A 17,981-nucleotide genomic window follows, 5' to 3' on the forward strand; every position below is an offset into this window, starting at 1 on the left:
GGGCCGCTAGCGCAGCACCGAGATGTGGACGTGGTCGTAGTGGTTCTGGGTGATGCTTCCCCGGTCCTCCATCGGCCGCCAGCCGCCGCCGCGCACGTTCCAGATGCGCTGCCTCCAGATGACGTAGGAGATCCCGAGCCGCCGCGCGTTCGCGACGGCGTACCGGGCGACCTCGTCGCCGTGCCGCTGGGCACCGGCGCTCGGCGTCCGGCCGCCGGTGCTCTCCATGAAGTCGCAGGCGCGGCCGTCGCCGTGGTCCTGCGGGTCGCCGGTGGAGCGGTGGCAGCCGATCACGGGGAAGGGGCCGAACATCCCGGCGATCTCCAGCAGGACGGTCCGCATCGCGGGTGTCATCGCGTTGCCGGTGATGGGGGAGCGGTCGCCGGACGCCCCGTCCGGCCGCCCGGTCACCCGCGGGGCGTTCTTGCGCCGCGTGCCGCCGGTGCTCTTCGGCGCCGATAGCGTCGCCACTCTCGTGCCGCGCGGGAGAATCCTTCTCAGGTGTTTCACCAGCGCCGCGGTGTCGGCCTTCGGAGCGCTGATGACGAGGCCGTTCCCGGCCGGCAGCCCCAGCGCGCGGGCCTGCCCGCGGGACACGACGGCGTCGACGGCGCCGATGCCCATCGAGGCGTAGGCGCCGACGCGGACCCGCGCCGGATTCGCGCTGCGGCCCGCCGGGACCACCGCTCCGAGCGGCAGCGCCCCGTCGCGGCCCTGCTCGAACGACACCGCCAGGCCGCCGGACGCGACGGTCTGCCACAGCTGGTCCGAACCGGCGGTGGGCTCGGGCGCGAACGCGCGGAACCCCGAGGGGTCGACCCCGAGCAGGCCCATGCGCCGGCCGCCGACCCTGGCCTGCGCGGCGTCCACGACCGTGACCCCGGCGACGCCCTTGAGCCGCTTCGCCCGCTCGACGGCCCGGGGCGGCAGCGAGGACGTTCCCGCGACCAGCAGGTTCGGGGTGTAGCGGCGGGTCAGCGGCGCGACGGTCGGCGTCCGCGGTGCGTCGGCGACCGACACGAGGTTCCCCGTCCGGCGGGGCTCGCGGCCCGTCCGGTCCCGCGCGAGCACGGTGACGTCGGCCGCGAGGGTGAGGACGATCCCGGCCGCGATGACCGCGGAGAGTGCCCTGCCGCTGCGTCGCATCCGTGCCCGCCTCCCGTCTCCGTCGCCGGTCAGTCCCACCAGAACGACCAGTTGGTCTTGCCGCGGATCTCCTCGGCGTACCCGGCGAGGGTGCCGGGCCCCTGGAACAGGATGTCGGGGCAGAACGCCCAGTGCTCGGCGGCGACGTGCACGGCGTGCCGGGTGCTCACGGGCGGCGCGGCGACGCTGAGCTCCAGGGTGTTGAAGCCGAGCGCGACGACGCGGGCGCCGAAGCGCTCCTCCCAGCTGCGCAGGACGGCCGCGAGCGGCGCCGTCCACTCGTTGTGGTTCAGCGCGCCCTGCCATCCGACGGCGGCGAGCGCGTCGGCGCCGCGGTCCACCGCGACCAGGCCGAGCGACAGGCCGCGCGCGGCCAGGGCGCGTGCGTGCCGGTCGGCCATGGCGCCGGGGTCGTCGAGCGGGACGCCGGCGGGCGCGGGGCCGGGGCAGTGCCGCCCGTAGGGGGCGAGGTCGTCCTGGTCGCCGTCGGCGGCCTGCTCGGCCCAGTCCGCCCACACCTCGTACATGAACGCGTGGGGGTGGTAGTTGCCGATCTCGGCGACCGGTTCGGGGGCGATCTGGCCGGCCGCCCACGGCTGGTCGGACTCGTCCATGAGCAGCGGCCACAGCCCCGACCGGGCGTGCTCGGCGCGGAGCCGGGCCCACAGCTCGCCGCCGGCGGGCTCGTCGCTCAGCCAGAACGCGGGCCGCAGGAGGAGCTGCCGTTGCGGGTACCCGGGGTCCGGCCAGACCAGATCCCCGTCGGGCAGCGGAACCGACAGCGTCCGGACGGGCGCGCCGTCCCCGGCGCCGCCGTCGAACAGCTGCGGCAGGTCGCCCGGCAGGTGCCGGACCTCCACATCATCCATTTCACGCCGTTCCGGTACAGAGCATGCCAGTGGCGATCGTAACGGCGGTCGGGGCCGCCCGGGGGACGAGCCGTGCGGTTCGGTCGTCCGGCCGGACGGCCCCGTCGGGCTCAGGGCTCGCGGCGGCCGCGGAGCCGCAGGTCGATCAGTGAGGATGAGCCCCGTGATCGCGGCGACCACCAGCGGGCCGTCGAAAATGCTGGAGCCCGATCTCCTGCGAGCGGCCCGCCTGGAAGGCGTCCGGGAGGGCCACCCCGGCCCCGCGAATCCGCCCGCCTCACGATGACCGTGCGGGATGATGGCAAGGGCGGACCCGGACCGGGGCAGTGGCCTGGCGGGCATCCGCCGCCGGGTGGCGGCGCCCGACGGGACGACCCGCCTCGACAGCCCCGACAGGGAAGGGATGACGCTTCAGGTGGAGTTGCCGGGCGGATCGTGATCGCGGAGGACGGCGTCCCGCTCCGCGAGGGCCTCGCCATGCTGCTGGACGCGGGCGGCTGCCGGGCCCGCCGGTGCTGGTCCTGTCGCAGGACGTCGAGCAGATCTACGCCGCCGAGCTGCTCGCCGGGGGCGCCGGGGGCGTCGGCTACCTGCCCGAGGACCGGGTCGGCCGCGTCGACGAGTTCGTCGTCACCGAGCGGTCGGTGAGCGAGCACATCGGCGCCGTGTCCGTCGAGCTCGAACTCCCGCCCACCGCCAGCGGGCACCGCCGGGTGCTCGCCGTCCTGGCCCACCCGAACTCGTGAGGGTCCGCCGGGCCGCCCGCGCCCTCCTGCTGGACGGCGACGCACTCGTCCTGCTGCGCCGCACCGTGCCCGGCCGTTCCGTCTACTGGACCACCCCGGGCGGCGAGATCGAGCCCACCGACGCCTCCTGGGAGGCCGCGCTGCGCCGGGAGCTGGACGAGGAGCTCGGCGCGACCGCCGGGCCCGTCCGGCAGGTCTTCGCGTGCGGCGAGCAGAGCCCCGACCTGTACCGCCTCAACACCTTCTACGTCTGCCGCCTGGTGACGATGGACCTCTCGCGCCGGCACGGTCCCGAGTTCGACGACCCCGCCAAGGGACGCTACGACGTGGACCTCGTCCCGTGCACGCCCGCCGGCCTGGAGCCCCTGGACCTCGTCCCCGAGATGCTCGCCGCCTACCTGCGCGATCACGCCGGCGACCTCCCCGGGCTCGTTCCCTAGCGCGGCCGTGCGGCCAGCGCGATCAGGTCGGCCAGTTCCGGGAGCGGGAACGGGGTGTCGTTCAGGCGGCTCGTCGCGATCCGCAGGTGCGGGCCGGACGGGACGATCTGGTAGCGGCTGCCGGGCGCGGCGGCGACGCCGTGCGCGGCCAGCGTGACCAGGGCGCCGGACTCGTCGGCGACCGGGACCCACAGCATCAGGCCGTCGCGGTTGCCCGTCGGCACGCCCCGCTCGGCGAGCGCGGCGGCCAGCCCGTCGCGGCGCTCGGCGTAGGCCAGGCGCGCCCGCGCCACGAGGTCGCCGGTGGCGGGGTCGGTCAGCAGGTGCGCCAGGGCGTCCTGCAGGACGCGGCTCGTCCAGCCGGTGCCGAAGCTGCGCAGGACCCGGACCCGCTCCACCGGCTCGGCCGCGCCGCCGATCACCGCGATGCGCAGATCCGGGCCGTGCGACTTGGAGTAGGAGCGCACGAGGACGGTGCGGTCCGGAAGATGGGTCCCGACGCTGACGGCCGGTGAGGCGGACGCCTCGCCGGTGCCGTCGTCCTCGACCACGAGCGTGCCGACCGGCGCGAGGAGCGCGGCGAGCGCGGCGGCGCGCGCGGGGGTGAGCGCGTGCCCGCGGGGCGTGTGGGCGCGCGGCTGGTACACGAACGCGGCCGGCCCCGCCGCGAGGGCCTCGGCCAAGGAGTCCGGTTCCGGGCCCTCGGCGTCGCAGGACACCGGGACGATCTCCACGCCCTGCGCCTCCAGGATGTCCAGCAGCCGGGCGCCGGTCGGGTCCTCCACGGCGATGCGGTCGCCGGGGACGGCGACGGTCTGGCAGACGAGCTGGACGCCCTCGTAGCCGCCGCCCGCGGTGAGCAGGCCGGCGGCGGGGAACGGCCAGCCCGGCTCGACGGCGGCGCGCAGCGCGGGCGTGATCGTCTCGCGGGTGTAGTCGTTCAGGTGCGGGGTCCGCGCGCCGGCCGCGAGCGCGGCGTCCAGGGGCGGCAGCAGCGCCGGATCGGGCGCGGCGACGGCGAGGTCGATCGCGAGCCGGGTGCCGAACTCCCCGATCCGCTCGTACCGCGCCGGGTGCGGGACGTTCGGCGGGCCGATCACCACGGTGCCGCGCCGGCGCTGGGCGCTGACGACGCGGTGCCGGCGCAGCGTCGCCCAGGCGTCGGCGACGGTGCCGGGGCTCACCCCGAGCTCCGCCGCGAGGCCCCGGACGGTCGGCAGCCGGGTTCCCGCCGGGATCTCCCCGCTGCGGATCAGGCTCGTCATCGCGGCGGCGATGCCCCGGGCCGTGCGGTCGCCGATGCGCTCGGCCAGCCACGCCGCGTCGGTCACGGTACCTCCGGACAAGTTATGTGCAGTAACAAAACGCCCATTGTACTGGCTACAAACAGACCCTAAAGTCGGGTCCCATCGCGCCCCGATGTGCGCGCAAACCCCCATCTACATGCGGAAATGGAGTGTTGTGCCGATTCCACGGATTCGTCTGGCGGTGCGGGACTGGGACCATCTCGTCCCCCTGCTGACCGGCCGGGCCGGCGCCCGCGGGGCGGCCCTGGAGGTCGAGACCCGGGACACCACCCCCGACGTCCTCGCCGAGCCGGACCTGGACGGCGGCGAGACGTCCTTCAGCCGCTACGCCCTCGCGCGGGCGGGCGGCGACGACCGGCTCGTGGGCCTGCCGGTGTTCCTGATGCGCGGCTTCCGGCACCGCTGCGTGCTCGTCCGCTGGAGCAGCGGCCTCTCCTCCCCGCGGGACCTCGCGGGCGCCACGATCGGGCTCACCGGCTGGCCCGACTCCGGCAACACCTGGACGCGGGCGCTGCTGCGGGCCGAGGGCGTCGACCTGTCCGGCATCCAGTGGCGCGTCGGGTCCCTCGCGGCCGGTGAGACCGGCAAGGACCGCGTCGGCGCCCGCCCGCTGCCCGGCAACGTGCGGGTCACGGGCACGCCCCTTGTCGAAGGGCTCGCCGACGGGAGCCTCGACGCGGTCTTCACGCCGTTCATGCCGCCGGAGATGTTCACCGCCCGCGGCCGCTTCCGCCACCTCTACGGCGACTACCGCGCGGCCGAGACCGCCTACTACGCCCGGACCGGGTTCGTCCCCGGCATCCACCTCCTCGCCCTCAAGCGCGAGGTCGTGGACGCCCACCCCTGGCTCCCCGTGGCCGTCCAGGACGCCTTCGAGGCGTCCAAGCGCCTCTGGCTGGAGCGCCGCCGGCTGCTCGCCGACACCACGCCCTGGCTGCTGGACGAGCTGGAGGGGCAGGCAAGGATCTTCGGACCCGACTGGATGCCCTACGGGTCCGGGGCCAACGCCGCCATGACCGCCGCGTTCTGCGCGGAGCTGTACGAGCAGGGCATCGCGCCCCGCCCGATCAAGGCCGAGGAGCTCTTCGGATGAAGATCGCCGTGGGCCAGTTCGCCTCCACCGAGGACTGGCAGACCAACCTCAAGACCTGCATGACGCTGATCGACGAGGCCGTCGGGGGCGGCGCCGGCCTGCTGGTGCTGCCCGAGGACTCCCTCGCGCTGTTCATCGACGAGCCCGCCCGGATCGCCGGCGCGGCGCAACCGCTGGACGGCCCCTTCGTCACCGGCCTGCGCGCCCACAGCAAGGGTTCGCGCACGACGGTCGTCGCGGGCGTCCACGAACCGGCCGCGGACGGCAAGGTCCACAACACCCTCGTCGCCGTCCGCGACGGCGAGCTCGTCGCCGCCTACCGCAAGGTCCACCTCTACGACGCGTTCGGTGCCCGGGAGTCGGACCGGGTGGCACCCGGTGACGGCGAGCCCGTGGTCGTCGGCTGCGACGGCTGGCGGGTCGGCCTCATGACCTGCTACGACGTAAGATTTCCGGAAATGGCCAGGCTGCTGGTCGACGCGGGCGCCGACGTGATCGCGGTGCCGGCCGCCTGGGTGCGCGGTCCCGCGAAGGAGCGGCACTGGGAGGTCATGGTGACCGCCCGCGCGCTGGAGAACACCTGCTACGTCGCGGCGTCGGGGGAGTGCGGCCGCCGCAACATCGGATCGAGCATGGTCGTCGACCCGCTCGGCACCGTCCGCGACCGGCTGGGCGGCAGGCCCGGCCTCCTGTGGGCCATCGCCGACCGGGAGGAGCTGGCCGAGGCCCGCCGCGCGCTGCCCGTGCTCGCCGACCGCCGGTTCCGCGTCGACCCGTCCATCCGCCCTCGGAAGGAGACCGCATGAGACGCGCCATCGCCGCCCTGTCGGCGGCGGCCCTGCTCGCGGGGACCGCCGCGTGCGGGGCGAACCCGCCCGAGGCCGAGGGGATCCTCAACGGCGAGTCCTCGCAGGGCGTCGGCGCCGCCGACCTCCGCCAGACGCTCGACCACGGGCTGCACGACCGGCTGCCCGCCAGGAACAAGGCGTCCGGCAAGCTGATCTCGGCCAACAACGGCTCGTTCCCGCCCTACGAGATCGCGGGCTCGGACGGGCGGTCATTGAGCGGCGCCTCCGCCGACCTGTCCACCGCGCTCAGCCAGCTGCTCGGGGTCAAGATCGAGCACGTCACCGTGGACGGGCTGCCCAGCCTGCTCACCGGCATCAAGGCCGACCGGTACGACTTCGCGATGGGACCGGTCGGCGACTTCCCCGAGCGCGAGGCCGCCAACGACTTCGTCGACTGGGTCCGCGAGTTCGTCGTCTTCGCCGTCCCCAAGGGCAACCCCAAGCACATCGGCTCCATCGCCGACACCTGCGGGACGAAGATCTCGGTGATGGCGGGCGGCTCCGCCGAGGACGTCGTCAAGACCCAGTCGGCCGCGTGCGTCCAGCAGGGCAAGCCCGCCGTGCAGGTGCAGTCCTACAAGGACCAGCCGACCGCGATCCTCGCGGTCCGTTCCCACCGGGCCGACGGCTTCTTCTCCTCGCAGGCGCCGCTCGACTACTTCGTGAAGCAGTCGGGCGACGACCTGGAGCTCGCCGGGACGGGCAAGTCCAACGGGTTCGACGACCTCTACCAGGGCTCGGTCGTCGCCAAGGACTCGCCGCTGCGGGGCGTCCTGCTCGACGGGTTCCGGAAGCTGATCGAGAACGGCACGTACAAGAAGGTCATGACCAAGTGGGGCCTGACCGCCAACATGCTCGACAAGCCGGGTGTGAACCTGGCGCCCAGGAAGGGGTGAGGCGGCGGTGACCATGACCAAGGAGCATCCGCGCGGCACACTCGGCGACGTCGACGTGGCGGGCGCGGCGCGCGTGCGGCACCCGCTGCGGTGGGTCGCCTCGGTCGTCGTGCTCGTGCTGGCCGCCCAGTTCGCGCATCTGCTGTGGACCAACGACAACTTCCGCTGGGACGTCGTCGGCCGCTACATGAACGCCTCCATCATCGGAGACGGGATCGCCATCACGCTCGAGCTGACCGTCATCGCGATGGCGGTCGGCATCGCGGGCGGCGTCATGCTCGCGGTGGGGCGGCTGTCGGACAACCCGCTGCTGCGCACGGCCTGCGGCCTGTACGTGTGGTTCTTCCGCGGCGTGCCCGTGCTGGTGCAGCTCGTGCTCTGGTACAACCTGTCGGCGCTGCTGCCGCGGCTGTCGGTCGGCGTCCCGTTCGGGACGGAGTTCCTGCACGGCGACACCAACCAGCTCATCACCCCGCTGATCGCCGCCATCCTCGGGCTCGGCCTGAACGAGGCCGCCTACATGGCGGAGATCATCCGCGGCGGGCTGCTCGCCGTGGACCCCGGCCAGACCGAGGCCGCGCAGGCGCTCGGCATGGGCGGCGCCCGCACCTTCCGGCGGATCGTGCTGCCGCAGGCGATGCGGTTCATCGTCCCGCCGACCGGCAGCCAGGTCATCAACATGCTGAAGGCCACCTCGCTGGTGAGCGTGATCGCTCTCGCAGACCTCCTCTACACCGTCCAGTCCATCTACAACCGGACGTTCCAGACCATCCCGCTGCTGCTCGTCGCCTGCCTCTGGTACCTGGTGATCACCTCGGTCCTGTACGTCGGGCAGTCGTTCATCGAGCACCACTACTCGCGCGGTGCCACCCGCAACGCCCGGCAGGGCTTCTGGGACTTCGTCCTGATGCGGCGCCGCCGTCCCGTCCCGGAGGTGTCGCCGTGACCACGCTGGAGAAGGACGCGCCGACGGCCGCCGTCCCGATGGTGCGGGCGCGCGGCGTCCGCAAGCGGTTCGGCCATCTGGAGGTGCTGAAGGGCGTCGACCTGGACGTGGGCCCCGGCGAGGTCGTCGTGGTGCTCGGGCCGTCCGGGTCGGGCAAGTCGACGTTCCTGCGGTGCGTGAACCACCTGGAGGCCATCGACGGCGGCTCCGTCCACGTGGACGGAGAGCTGATCGGCTTCAGCGCGTCCGGCGGGAAGGTGCGGCACCTGCGCAGGCGCGAGATCACGCGGCAGCGCCGTGAGATCGGCATGGTGTTCCAGCAGTTCAACCTGTTCCCGCACCTCACCGTCCTGCAGAACGTGATCGAGGCGCCGACCGGTGTGCGCGGCGAGTCCCGCGCCGAGGCCCGGGCGCGGGCCGGCGAGCTGCTGGCCAAGGTCGGCCTCGCCGACAAGGCGGGCGGCTACCCCCGCCACCTGTCCGGCGGGCAGCAGCAGCGCGTCGCGATCGCCCGCGCGCTGGCGATGCGGCCGAAGCTGATGCTGTTCGACGAGCCGACCTCCGCGCTGGACCCCGAGCTGGTCGGGGACGTGCTGGACACCATGAAGACCCTCGCCGAGGAGGGCCTCACCATGATCGTCGTCACGCACGAGATCGGCTTCGCGCGCGAGGTCGCCGACCGGGTCGTCTTCATGGACGACGGTGTGATCGTGGAGTCCGGCAGTCCCTCCGAGGTCCTGGACCGCCCGAGGAACGAGCGCACGAAGGCCTTCCTCAGCAAGGTGCTCTGACGGCCCGCCCCCGGCCGGCGCCGCGGGGGCCGCCGGCCGGGTATGGCGAAGGCGTCATACCGGGATGCCGGGACGGGTATTTGATCGGGTCCCGGGCGGGCGCGAGGCTTGCCCCGGAGGCGAGGTGCGTTCGTGGACGATCTGGACGACTGGCCGGGCAGCGAGCTGAGCGACGAGGAGTTGGACGTCGCCTACAACGTGCGCAGGAAGGCCGGGCCCGAGCTGTTCGACCGGCACATGGCCCGGTACCGGGCCATGTCGGAGGCGGCCGTCGAGGGGCTGCCGGGGCGCCCGGGGATCGTCTACGACGAGGCGAGCGGTGAGCGGCTCGACGTCTGGGGCACCGGCGAGGGGCTGCGGCCGGTGTTCGTCTTCCTGCACGGCGGCTACTGGATGGCGCTGTCGCGGGACGTCTCGTCGTTCATGGCCGGGATGCTGCACGAGCAGGGCGTCGCGACCGTGGTGCCCGACTACACGCTGGCGCCGCAGGCGACGCTGGAGGAGATCGTCCGGCAGGTGCGGGCGGCCGTGGCCTGGGTGTACCGGCACGGGCGCGAGCACGGTCTCGACCCCGAGCGGATCGTGGTGGGGGGCAGTTCGGCGGGCGGGCACCTGACCGGGATGACGATGGTCGGCGGCTGGCAGGAGCCGCTCGGGCTGCCCGCCGACGTCGTCAAGGCCGCGATGCCGTTCAGCGGGCTGTTCGACATCCGCCCGATCACCCGCGTCTACGTCAACGCGGCCGTGCGGCTGGACCTGGCGCGGGCCGCGGCGCTCAGCCCGGCGCTGCTGCCGGCGCGGTACCGCTGCCCGGCCGTCCTCGTCGCCGGGCAGGACGACGGGGACGGCTTCCTGGCGCAGTCCCGGATGTTCCATCCGCGCTGGGACGCCGGGGACCTGATGATCGTGCCGGGCCGCGACCACTTCGACGTGGTCCTGGACCTGGCGGATCCGGACTCCCCGCCCGGCCGTGCGCTCCTCGACCTGGTCCGCGCGGTGTGATCAGCCGGCGGTGATCTCGGCGGCCGCGCGGCGGAGGTGGTCCAGCATCAGCCGGGCGGACGGGGTCGGGGCGCGGTGCGCGGGGAGCGTGACGCCCACCTGGCGGCGGACGGTCTCCAGCGGCACCGGGAGCGGCGCGATGTCGGCGTCGGTCCGCGCGACCAGTTCGGGAAGGGCGGCGATCATGTCGGTGTCGCGGACGAGGGTGCGGACGGTCAGTACCGACGTGCACTCGACCAGGTTGCCGGGCGGGTCCAGGCCGTCGGCGCGGAAGACCTGCTCCAGCTCCGACCGCAGCGCCGTCTGCTCCAGGGGCAGCACCCAGGGGTAGGCGAGCAGGTCGGCCAGGCCGAGGTCCGGCACGGAGCGCGCGGGATGGTCGCGGCGGGCGACGAGGCGGACGGGTTCGCCGTACAGGGTGATCTGCCGCAGGCCGCGCAGGTCCTCGATCGGGTTGAGGCGGCCGAGGATCAGGTCGATCTCGCCGTCCAGCAGGCGGGGGACCTGCGCGTCGAAGGTGGCCTCCTGGACGATCACGGTGACCCCGGGGCGGTCCCGCTTCAGCGCCGCGATCGCGCGGGGGAGCAGGACGCTGGAGCCGGCGAGCAGGGTGCCGATCGTGACCGTGCCGACCTCGCCGTCGGCCAGGCCGCTGATGCGCTCTCCGGCGCGGCGGAGTTCGGCCAGGACGGCGCGGGCGTGCTCGACGAACGCGTCGCCGAACATGGTCGGGGTCATGCCGCGCGGGCCGCGGGTGAACAGCTCGACGCCGAGGACGCCCTCCACCTCGCGCAGGCTGCGCGTCACCGCGGGCTGCGCGAGGTGCAGGTGCTCGGCGGCCCGCAGGACGCTGCCGTGGTCGGCGACGGCGACGACGAGCACCAGGTGCCGCAGCTTGAGCCGTCCGTTGAGCAGGTCGATCGCGCGCATGCCGACTTGGTATCACAGTTCGGTCATATCCGGTGGACCCGGGGTCACCGTCCGGGTATGGCGGCCGGATCGCCCGCTCCGGTTCGTGCTCGCGGGGCGGGGTGTGCGGCATAGCCGTTCCGTCATAGCCGCCGAGGGATTCGGTATTTGCCAGGCATAGCTTCGCGGGCGACTATCGGGGGTGTCGAGCCACGCGGGAGGGGACGGATGAAGGCTGAGCACTACGTCGGCGGGGTGTTCCGTTCGGACGGCCCGGCCTTCCCCCTCGTCGCGCCTGTGGACGGCACCGAGCTGGGCGCCGTCCCCGAGGCCACGCGGGAGGTCGTCGACGACGCCGTGGCCGCGGCCCGTTCCGCGTTGAAGGGTCCCTGGGGCGCGATGAGCGCCGAGGAGCGGGCCACGGCGCTGCGGCGCGTCGCCGACGGCATCCAGGCGCGGTCCGAGGAGTTCGTGGACGCCGAGGTCGCCGACACCGGCAGGCCCCGCGCGTTCGCCGAGACCGTCGACGTGCCGCGCGCCGTCGGCAACTTCCGCGCCTACGCCGACCTGCTGTACGGGCGCCCGGAACGCGCCTACACCACGCGGGTCCCGGGGTGGAGCTCCGGGACGGGTGAGGCGCTCAACTACACGGTGCGCCGGCCGCTCGGGGTGGTGGCGGTCGTCTCGCCGTGGAACCTCCCGCTGCTGCTGTCGACCTGGAAGATCGCGCCCGCGCTCGCGTGCGGGAACACCGTGGTGGCCAAGCCGTCGGAGGAGACGCCCTCCACCGCGACGCTGCTCGCCCGGGTGATCGACGACGCGGGCCTCCCCGGCGGGGTGTTCAACCTGGTGCACGGGCACGGCCCCGGCGCGGCCGGGGAGTTCCTCACCGGGCACCCCGGGGTGGACGCGATCGCGTTCACCGGCGAGTCGGCCACCGGCGCCGCGATCATGCGCAACGCCGCCGACCACGTCACCCCCGTCTCCTTCGAGCTGGGCGGCAAGAACCCCGCGCTCGTCTTCGCCGACGCCGACCTGGACGACGCCGTGGACGGGACGGTCCGCTCCTCCTTCACCCACTCCGGGCAGATCTGCCTGTGCACCGAGCGCGTCTACGTGGAGCGCCCCGTCTTCGAGGAGTTCGTCGCGAGGCTCGGCGAGCGGGCCCGCGCGCTGGACGGCTACGGGCCGATGATCTCGGCCGGGCACCGCGACAAGGTCCTGTCGTACTTCCGCCTCGCCCGGCAGGAGGGCGCCACGGTCGTCGCCGGCGGCGGCGCCCCGCGGTTCGGGGACGCGCGGGACGGCGGCTTCCACGTCGAGCCGACCGTCCTCACCGGGCTCCCCGAGACCGCCCGTACCGTGCGGGAGGAGATCTTCGGGCCGGTCTGCCATGTCGCGCCGTTCGACACCGAGGACGAGGCCCTCGCGCTCGCCAACGACAGCCCCTACGGGCTCGCCGCCACGGTGTGGACGCGGGACCTGTCGCGGGCGCACCGGGTCGCGCCGCGCGTCGAGACCGGGATCGTCTGGGTGAACTGCTGGAACCTGCGCGACCTGCGCACCCCGTTCGGCGGCGTCAAGGCGTCCGGGATCGGCAGGGAGGGGGGAGAGTACTCCCTGGACTTCTTCTCCGAACCCGTCAACGTCTGCGTCCAGATCTGAGAGCGAGCCCAGTGACCACGAACATCGAGGCCGCCGCCGAGCGGCTCCTCGGCGCCTACGCCGGCGGCACGCCGTGCGCGCCCGTCCGCGACCTGATCACCACGGCGGACGACGCCTACGCCGTCCAGGACCGGCTGACCGACCGCTGGCTGGGGGAGGGGCGCCGCCTCGCCGGCCGCAAGATCGGCCTGACGTCGCGCGCCGTCCAGGCGCAGATCGGGGTGGACAGCCCCGACTTCGGGATGCTGTTCGCCGACATGGCCGTCCCGGACGGGGAGGAGATCCCCGCCGGCGCCGTGCTGCAGCCGCGCGCCGAGGCGGAGATCGCCCTCGTGCTGGAGCGCGACCTGACCCACGAGCGGCACACCGCCGCCGACGTGATCCGCGCGACGGCGTTCGCGCTGCCCGCCATCGAGGTGGTCGGCAGCCGCGTCCGCGACTGGGACATCACGCTCGCCGACACGGTCGCCGACAACGCCTCCGCCGGCATGTACGCGCTGGGCAACCGCCCCGTCCCGCTCGCCGACGTCGACCTGCGCCTGTGCGGGATGGTGATGGAGCGGCGCGGCGAGCAGGTCTCGACCGGCAACGGCGCCGCCTGCCTCGGGCACCCGCTGAACGCCGCGCTCTGGCTCGCCGACACCCTCGTCCGCGTCGGCCGCCCGCTGCGCGCCGGCGACACCGTCCTGACCGGCGCGCTCGGCCCGGTGGTCCCGGCCGGCCCGGGCGAGGTGTTCGAGGCGCGCATCGACGGACTCGGCGACGTCCGCGTCGCGTTCGGCAGGGAGGAGTCCTGATGGCGGACGTGCACGCGCTCGCGGCGGCGCTCGACGAGGCCGCCCGGGACGTCCGGGCGATCCCCAAGCTGACCGCGCGGACGCCGCTGGACGTCGCGACGGCGTACGAGGTGCAGCGCGCCGGGATCGAGCGGCGACGCCGCAGGGGCGAGCGGCTCGCCGGGGTGAAGATGGGATTCACCAGCCGGGCCAAGATGGTCCAGATGGGCGTGGACGACGTCATCTGGGGCCTGCTGACCGACGGTATGGCGGCCGGGTCGACCGTGGACGTGTCCCGCCTCGTCCACCCGCGGATCGAGCCCGAGATCGCCTACCTGATCGGGCGGGAGGTCCGCTCCGCCGCCGAGGTCGAGTCCGCCGTGGCCGGCGTCGCCGTCGGGTTCGAGGTGCTCGACTCCCGCTACGAGGACTTCGCGTTCACGCTCCCGGACGTCATCGCCGACAACGCCTCGGCGGCCCGGTTCGGCGTCGGCGCCTGGCACGCGCCCCGCGACCTGTCGAACGCCGGGCTGCTGCTGGAGATCGACGGGCGCCCGGTGCAGACGGGCTCGTCCGCCGCGATCCTCGGGGACCCGGCGCGGTCGCTGCGGGCGGCGGCCCGGCTCGCGCTCGGCGCCGGGATGACGCTGGAGCCGGGCTGGATCGTCCTCGCCGGCGCCGCGACGGCCGCGGTCCCGCTGCCGAAGGACGCCCACGTCCGGGTCGTCGGCGCGGGCCTCGGCGCCGTGGAGGTGACGACCTGATGGACGACGCGATCCTCGTCGAGGGAAAGGCCCGGCCGCGCGGCCGGTTCCCGCACCTGCGGCGGGCCGGCGACCTGGTGTTCGTGTCCGGGACGAGCTCGCGCCGCCCGGACGGGACGTTCGCCGGGGCGAGCGCCGACGCGATGGGCGTCACCGACCTCGACATCCGGGAGCAGACCCGCGCCGTCGTCGAGAACATCCGCGACCTGCTGGAGGCGGCCGGCGGCGGGCTGTCCGACGTCGTCAGCGTCACCACCTATCTGGTGAGCATGAACGACTTCGGCGGCTACAACGAGGTCTACGGGGAGTACTTCGACGAGACCGGGCCCGCCCGCACGACCGTCGCCGTCCACCAGCTCCCGCACCCGCACCTGCTCATCGAGATCTCGTGCGTCGCGCACATCCCCCGGGCGACGCGGACCGGAAAGGAGGGCGGAGCATGACCCTGCCCCAGCTGTCGTTCGGACGGCCGTTCAACTTCGACGCCTGGATCGAGGAGCACCGGGACCTGCTGAAGCCCCCGGTCGGCAACGTGCAGGTCTTCGACGACGCCGGTCTGATCGTCATGGTGGTCGGCGGCCCCAACCAGCGCACCGACTTCCACGACGACCCGACCGAGGAGTTCTTCTACCAGCTCAAGGGCAACATGGTGCTGCGCGTCATGCAGGAGGAGGGCCGCCCGCCTACCGACCTGCAGATCAACGAGGGCGACGTCTTCCTGCTGCCGCCGCACGTCCGGCACTCGCCGCAGCGGCCCGAGCCCGGGTCGATCGGCCTCGTCGTGGAGATCCCGCGCCCCGAGGGCCGCACGGAGGCGTTCGAGTGGTACTGCACCGAGTGCCACCACCTCGTCCACCGCGCCGAGCTCCAGGTCCGCTCGATCGTGGACGACCTGCCGCCCGCCTTCGAGGGCTTCTACGGCGGCGACCGGAAGTGCCCGAACTGCGGCGCGGTGCACCCGGGCCGGCAGTGGCCGCGGTCCATGGCCCCGACGACGGCGCCCCGTGTCTGACGGGGCCCCGGTGACGGTCTTCGACGTCCACACGCACGTCTTCCCGGTGATCGGTCCCGACGAGGGGCGGATCCTCGCCGACGAGGACCAGCCGTGGCTGCGCGTCGACGGCGGCGGCGCCGGCATGATGATGTGCGGCGACGCGGAGTACCGCCCCGTCGGGGAGGCGCTCTGGGACGCCGCGCGCCGCGTGGCCGACATGGACGCCGCCGGCGTCGACCGGCAGGCCGTCTCGTCGACGCCGCTGATGTTCGGGTACGCGGCCGAGCCGTCCCGCGCCGCCGACTGGTGCGACTTCGTCAACGACCGCATCCTGGCGTTCTGCGCGGACGCCCCCGACCGGCTCCTGCCGCTCTGCCAGGTCCCGCTCCAGGATCCCGGGCTCGCCTGCGAGGTCGCCGGGCGGGCGGCGGCCGCGGGGCACCGCGGGGTCCACATCGGCAACCACGTCGGCGAACGCAACCTCGACGACGAGGGCATCACGGCGTTCCTCGCCCGCTGCGCGGAACTCGGCCTGCCGGTCCTGGCGCACCCGTGGGACATGCTCGGCGCCGACCGGATGCGCGGCCACATGCTGCCGTGGCTGTCGGGCATGCCCGCCGAGACGCAGCTGAGCATCCTCGGGCTGATGCTGTCGGGCGCGTTCGAACGGCTCCCGGAGTCCCTCCGGCTGTGCTTCTGCCACGGCGGCGGCAGCTTCGCCTTCCTGCTCGGGCGGGCCGACAACGCCTGGCACCGCCGCGACATCGTGCGCGCCGACTCGCCGCGCCCCCCGTCGGAGTACGTCGGCCGGTTCCACGTCGACTCGGCCGTGTTCGACCCGCGCGCGCTCAGGCTGCTCGTGGACGTGATGGGCACCGACCGGGTCATGCTCGGCACCGACTACCCGTTCCCGCTCGGCGAGAAGGATCCGGGCGCGACGATCCGGGCGTGCCCCGGCCTGGACGACGCCGAGCGCGCCCTGCTGCTCGGCGGCAACGCGGAGGCGTTCTTCGCGCCCGCCCATGAACTGGTGACCACCGAAGGAATGACGCAGTGAACCAGGAGGACGAGGCGAGGCGCCTCGACGAGACCGATCCGCTGCCCACGCTGCGCGGGGAGTTCCTCATCCCGCCCGCGCCCGGCGGGCCCTGCGCGGAGGCCGCCTACTTCGCGGGCAACTCCCTCGGGCTCCAGCCGAAGAGCGTGGCCGGGCGGCTCCGCGAGGAGCTGGACGACTGGGCGCGGCTCGCCGTCGAGGCGCACACGCGGGGCGGCCGCCCCTGGGTGGACTACCACGAGCTGCTCCGCGGACCCGCCGCCCGCCTCGTGGGCGCGCTACCGCACGAGGTCGTCGCGATGAACTCGCTGACGGTCAACCTGCACCTGATGATGGCGAGCTTCTACCGCCCCGCCGGGACGCGCACCCGCATCGTCATCGAGGACGCGGCGTTCCCGTCCGACTCCTACGCGGTTGCCAGCCAGGCCGTCCACCACGGGCTCGACCCGGCCGGGACGGTCGTGCGGCTCAGGCCGCGCGACGGCGAGCACACCCTGCACACCGAGGACGTCCTCGCGTTCCTCGACCGCGAGGGCGGCACGGTCGCGCTCGTCCTGCTCGGCGGGGTCAACTACCTGACCGGCCAGCTCATGGACATGGCGGCGATCACCAAGGCGGGCCGGGCCGCCGGCGCCGTCGTCGGGTGGGACCTCGCCCACGCCGCCGGAAACGTCCCCCTGCGCCTGCACGACTGGGACGTGGACTTCGCCGCCTGGTGCACCTACAAGTACCTCAACGGCGGTCCTGGCGCCGTCGCGGGGTGCTTCGTCCACGAGCGGCACGTCCGGGACGCCTCCGTGCCGAAGCTGGCGGGGTGGTGGGGCACCGACCCCGCCGTCCGGTTCCGGATGGACCCGGACATCGCGCCGCCCGCCTCCGCCGACGCCTGGCAGCTGTCCAACCCGCCGATCATGGCGCTCGCCCCGGTGCTGGCCTCCCTGGAGATCTTCGACCGGGTGGGGATGGACGCGCTGCGCGCCAAGAGCGAGCGCCTCACCGGCTACCTGGCGGACCGGCTCGCCGAGACCGGCGCCGAGGTCGTCACGCCGGCCGACCCGGCGGCGCGCGGCAGCCAGCTGTCGGTGCGGGTGGCGGACGCGGGCGGGCTCGTCCGGCGGCTGGCCGAGGCGCGCGGCGTCATCGCCGACGCGCGTGAGCCCGATGTCGTCCGGCTCGCTCCCGTCCCGCTGTACTGCACGTTCCACGACTGCCACCGTGCCGCCGCCGCCCTGGCAGATCTTCTTTAGGTGTGTCGGTGCATGGGCCCGCCCGGCATCGGGTAAGTTCGTCTGCGTTGCACGATGGCGCCAGGCCCGGCCGGCCGGCGCCAAGCAGTCTCGAAGCGTTTTCTCCGGGTGACCGGCGGGCGTGAGTGAGTCCGCTTGCAGCCCAGCCCGCCGACCGGCGGGCCGGAGACGTTTGACCCGGAAGGGAAAGACCATGGCCGAAGGCACCGTGAAGTGGTTCAACGCTGAGAAGGGCTTCGGGTTCATCGCGCCCGACGGCGGCGGCCCCGACGTGTTCGTCCACTACTCGGCGATCACCACCAACGGCTACCGCAGCCTCGACGAGAACCAGCGCGTCGGGTTCGAGATCACCCAGGGCCAGAAGGGCCCCCAGGCCGAGGGCGTCTACCCGCTCTAAGGTCCCGCCGGATCTGGCCTGAGGCCGGGAACGCCTCCGCGTTCCCGGCCTTTCGCATGCCCCCTGGACGGCGCCCTGCGGGTCCGCT

General features: G+C 73.9%; 20 protein-coding genes. 16 read left to right on the forward strand and 4 right to left on the reverse strand.

Going from position 1 to position 17,981, the window contains the following annotated elements; genetic code table 11:
- Positions 1-6 precede the first annotated feature (6 nt).
- Together CHC11_RS35400 and CHC11_RS35405 are read right to left on the reverse strand one after the other, a co-directional pair.
- Positions 7-1,146, reverse strand: coding sequence for a VldE C-terminal domain-containing protein (locus CHC11_RS35400; protein WP_089316340.1), 1,140 nt, complete (start codon positions 1,144-1,146; stop codon positions 7-9).
- Positions 1,147-1,175: 29 nt separating this feature from the next.
- Positions 1,176-2,015, reverse strand: a complete 840-nt coding sequence (locus tag CHC11_RS35405) for a DUF4253 domain-containing protein (protein WP_089316256.1) — start codon at positions 2,013-2,015, stop codon at positions 1,176-1,178.
- A 512-nt stretch (positions 2,016-2,527) separates the two neighbouring features.
- Between CHC11_RS35405 and CHC11_RS35410 the strand changes: the two genes are divergently transcribed.
- Complete coding sequence (locus tag CHC11_RS35410; RefSeq protein WP_245920179.1) at positions 2,528-2,761, forward strand: hypothetical protein; 234 nt, start codon at positions 2,528-2,530, stop codon at positions 2,759-2,761.
- Positions 2,758-3,201: an NUDIX domain-containing protein gene (locus CHC11_RS35415; RefSeq protein ID WP_089316257.1), complete on the forward strand. Its 444-nt coding sequence runs from the start codon at positions 2,758-2,760 to the stop codon at positions 3,199-3,201. The genes CHC11_RS35410 and CHC11_RS35415 overlap by 4 nt, the downstream gene beginning before the upstream one ends.
- Here the strand turns inward: CHC11_RS35415 and CHC11_RS35420 are convergent.
- Positions 3,198-4,532, reverse strand: coding sequence for an aminotransferase class I/II-fold pyridoxal phosphate-dependent enzyme (locus CHC11_RS35420; protein WP_218826387.1), 1,335 nt, complete (start codon positions 4,530-4,532; stop codon positions 3,198-3,200). The genes CHC11_RS35415 and CHC11_RS35420 overlap by 4 nt on opposite strands.
- A gap of 130 nt (positions 4,533-4,662) precedes the next feature.
- Between CHC11_RS35420 and CHC11_RS35425 the strand changes: the two genes are divergently transcribed.
- The 6 genes from CHC11_RS35425 to CHC11_RS35450 all read left to right on the forward strand — a co-directional run bounded on the left by CHC11_RS35425 (position 4,663) and on the right by CHC11_RS35450 (position 10,084).
- Positions 4,663-5,601: a periplasmic binding family protein gene (locus tag CHC11_RS35425; protein WP_089316259.1), complete on the forward strand. Its 939-nt coding sequence runs from the start codon at positions 4,663-4,665 to the stop codon at positions 5,599-5,601.
- Positions 5,598-6,407 (forward strand): nitrilase-related carbon-nitrogen hydrolase, encoded by an 810-nt coding sequence (locus CHC11_RS35430; protein WP_089316260.1) that lies wholly within the window; start codon positions 5,598-5,600, stop codon positions 6,405-6,407. The genes CHC11_RS35425 and CHC11_RS35430 overlap by 4 nt, the downstream gene beginning before the upstream one ends.
- Positions 6,404-7,345 (forward strand): ABC transporter substrate-binding protein, encoded by a 942-nt coding sequence (locus CHC11_RS35435; protein ID WP_089316261.1) that lies wholly within the window; start codon positions 6,404-6,406, stop codon positions 7,343-7,345. Before CHC11_RS35430 ends, CHC11_RS35435 begins: the two co-directional genes overlap by 4 nt.
- A 13-nt stretch (positions 7,346-7,358) precedes the next feature.
- Positions 7,359-8,291, forward strand: coding sequence for an amino acid ABC transporter permease (locus tag CHC11_RS35440; RefSeq protein WP_089316341.1), 933 nt, complete (start codon positions 7,359-7,361; stop codon positions 8,289-8,291).
- Positions 8,292-8,329: 38 nt separating this feature from the next.
- Entirely contained in the window at positions 8,330-9,082 is a 753-nt protein-coding gene (locus CHC11_RS35445) for an amino acid ABC transporter ATP-binding protein (RefSeq protein ID WP_089316342.1), read from the forward strand.
- Between the two features lie 132 nt (positions 9,083-9,214).
- Positions 9,215-10,084, forward strand: a complete 870-nt coding sequence (locus CHC11_RS35450) for an alpha/beta hydrolase (protein WP_245920181.1) — start codon at positions 9,215-9,217, stop codon at positions 10,082-10,084.
- On the opposite strand, the gene CHC11_RS35455 is transcribed toward CHC11_RS35450, so the two are convergent.
- Positions 10,085-11,014 (reverse strand): LysR substrate-binding domain-containing protein, encoded by a 930-nt coding sequence (locus CHC11_RS35455; RefSeq protein ID WP_089316262.1) that lies wholly within the window; start codon positions 11,012-11,014, stop codon positions 10,085-10,087. It abuts the gene before it with no gap.
- Positions 11,015-11,221: 207 nt separating this feature from the next.
- Here CHC11_RS35455 and CHC11_RS35460 point away from each other — a divergent pair, with 207 nt between their 5' ends.
- The 8 genes from CHC11_RS35460 (at position 11,222) to CHC11_RS35495 (ending at position 17,893) form a co-directional block, all read left to right on the forward strand.
- Positions 11,222-12,658 carry a 2-hydroxymuconic semialdehyde dehydrogenase gene (locus CHC11_RS35460; protein ID WP_089316263.1) on the forward strand — a complete coding sequence of 479 codons (1,437 nt, stop codon included), beginning with the start codon at positions 11,222-11,224 and terminating at the stop codon, positions 12,656-12,658.
- An 11-nt stretch (positions 12,659-12,669) separates the two neighbouring features.
- The gene (locus tag CHC11_RS35465; RefSeq protein WP_281258417.1) at positions 12,670-13,455 is read left to right on the forward strand and encodes a 2-keto-4-pentenoate hydratase; all 786 of its coding nucleotides are present in this window, start codon (positions 12,670-12,672) and stop codon (positions 13,453-13,455) included.
- The gene (locus CHC11_RS35470) at positions 13,455-14,198 is read left to right on the forward strand and encodes a 2-keto-4-pentenoate hydratase (protein ID WP_089316264.1); all 744 of its coding nucleotides are present in this window, start codon (positions 13,455-13,457) and stop codon (positions 14,196-14,198) included. Before CHC11_RS35465 ends, CHC11_RS35470 begins: the two co-directional genes overlap by 1 nt.
- The gene (locus CHC11_RS35475) at positions 14,198-14,641 is read left to right on the forward strand and encodes a RidA family protein (RefSeq protein ID WP_089316265.1); all 444 of its coding nucleotides are present in this window, start codon (positions 14,198-14,200) and stop codon (positions 14,639-14,641) included. Before CHC11_RS35470 ends, CHC11_RS35475 begins: the two co-directional genes overlap by 1 nt.
- Complete coding sequence (locus CHC11_RS35480; RefSeq protein WP_089316266.1) at positions 14,638-15,210, forward strand: 3-hydroxyanthranilate 3,4-dioxygenase; 573 nt, start codon at positions 14,638-14,640, stop codon at positions 15,208-15,210. The genes CHC11_RS35475 and CHC11_RS35480 overlap by 4 nt, the downstream gene beginning before the upstream one ends.
- Complete coding sequence (locus CHC11_RS35485; protein WP_245920183.1) at positions 15,203-16,249, forward strand: amidohydrolase family protein; 1,047 nt, start codon at positions 15,203-15,205, stop codon at positions 16,247-16,249. The genes CHC11_RS35480 and CHC11_RS35485 overlap by 8 nt, the downstream gene beginning before the upstream one ends.
- Positions 16,246-17,496 carry a kynureninase gene (kynU, locus tag CHC11_RS35490; RefSeq protein ID WP_089316268.1) on the forward strand — a complete coding sequence of 417 codons (1,251 nt, stop codon included), beginning with the start codon at positions 16,246-16,248 and terminating at the stop codon, positions 17,494-17,496. Before CHC11_RS35485 ends, kynU begins: the two co-directional genes overlap by 4 nt.
- 193 nt (positions 17,497-17,689) lie before the next feature.
- Positions 17,690-17,893, forward strand: coding sequence for a cold-shock protein (locus CHC11_RS35495; protein WP_067639228.1), 204 nt, complete (start codon positions 17,690-17,692; stop codon positions 17,891-17,893).
- The last annotated feature ends 88 nt before the right edge of the window (positions 17,894-17,981 follow it).

This window comes from Actinomadura mexicana (genome assembly GCF_900188105.1).
In the GTDB taxonomy this organism is placed as follows: Bacteria; Actinomycetota; Actinomycetes; order Streptosporangiales; family Streptosporangiaceae; genus Spirillospora; species Spirillospora mexicana.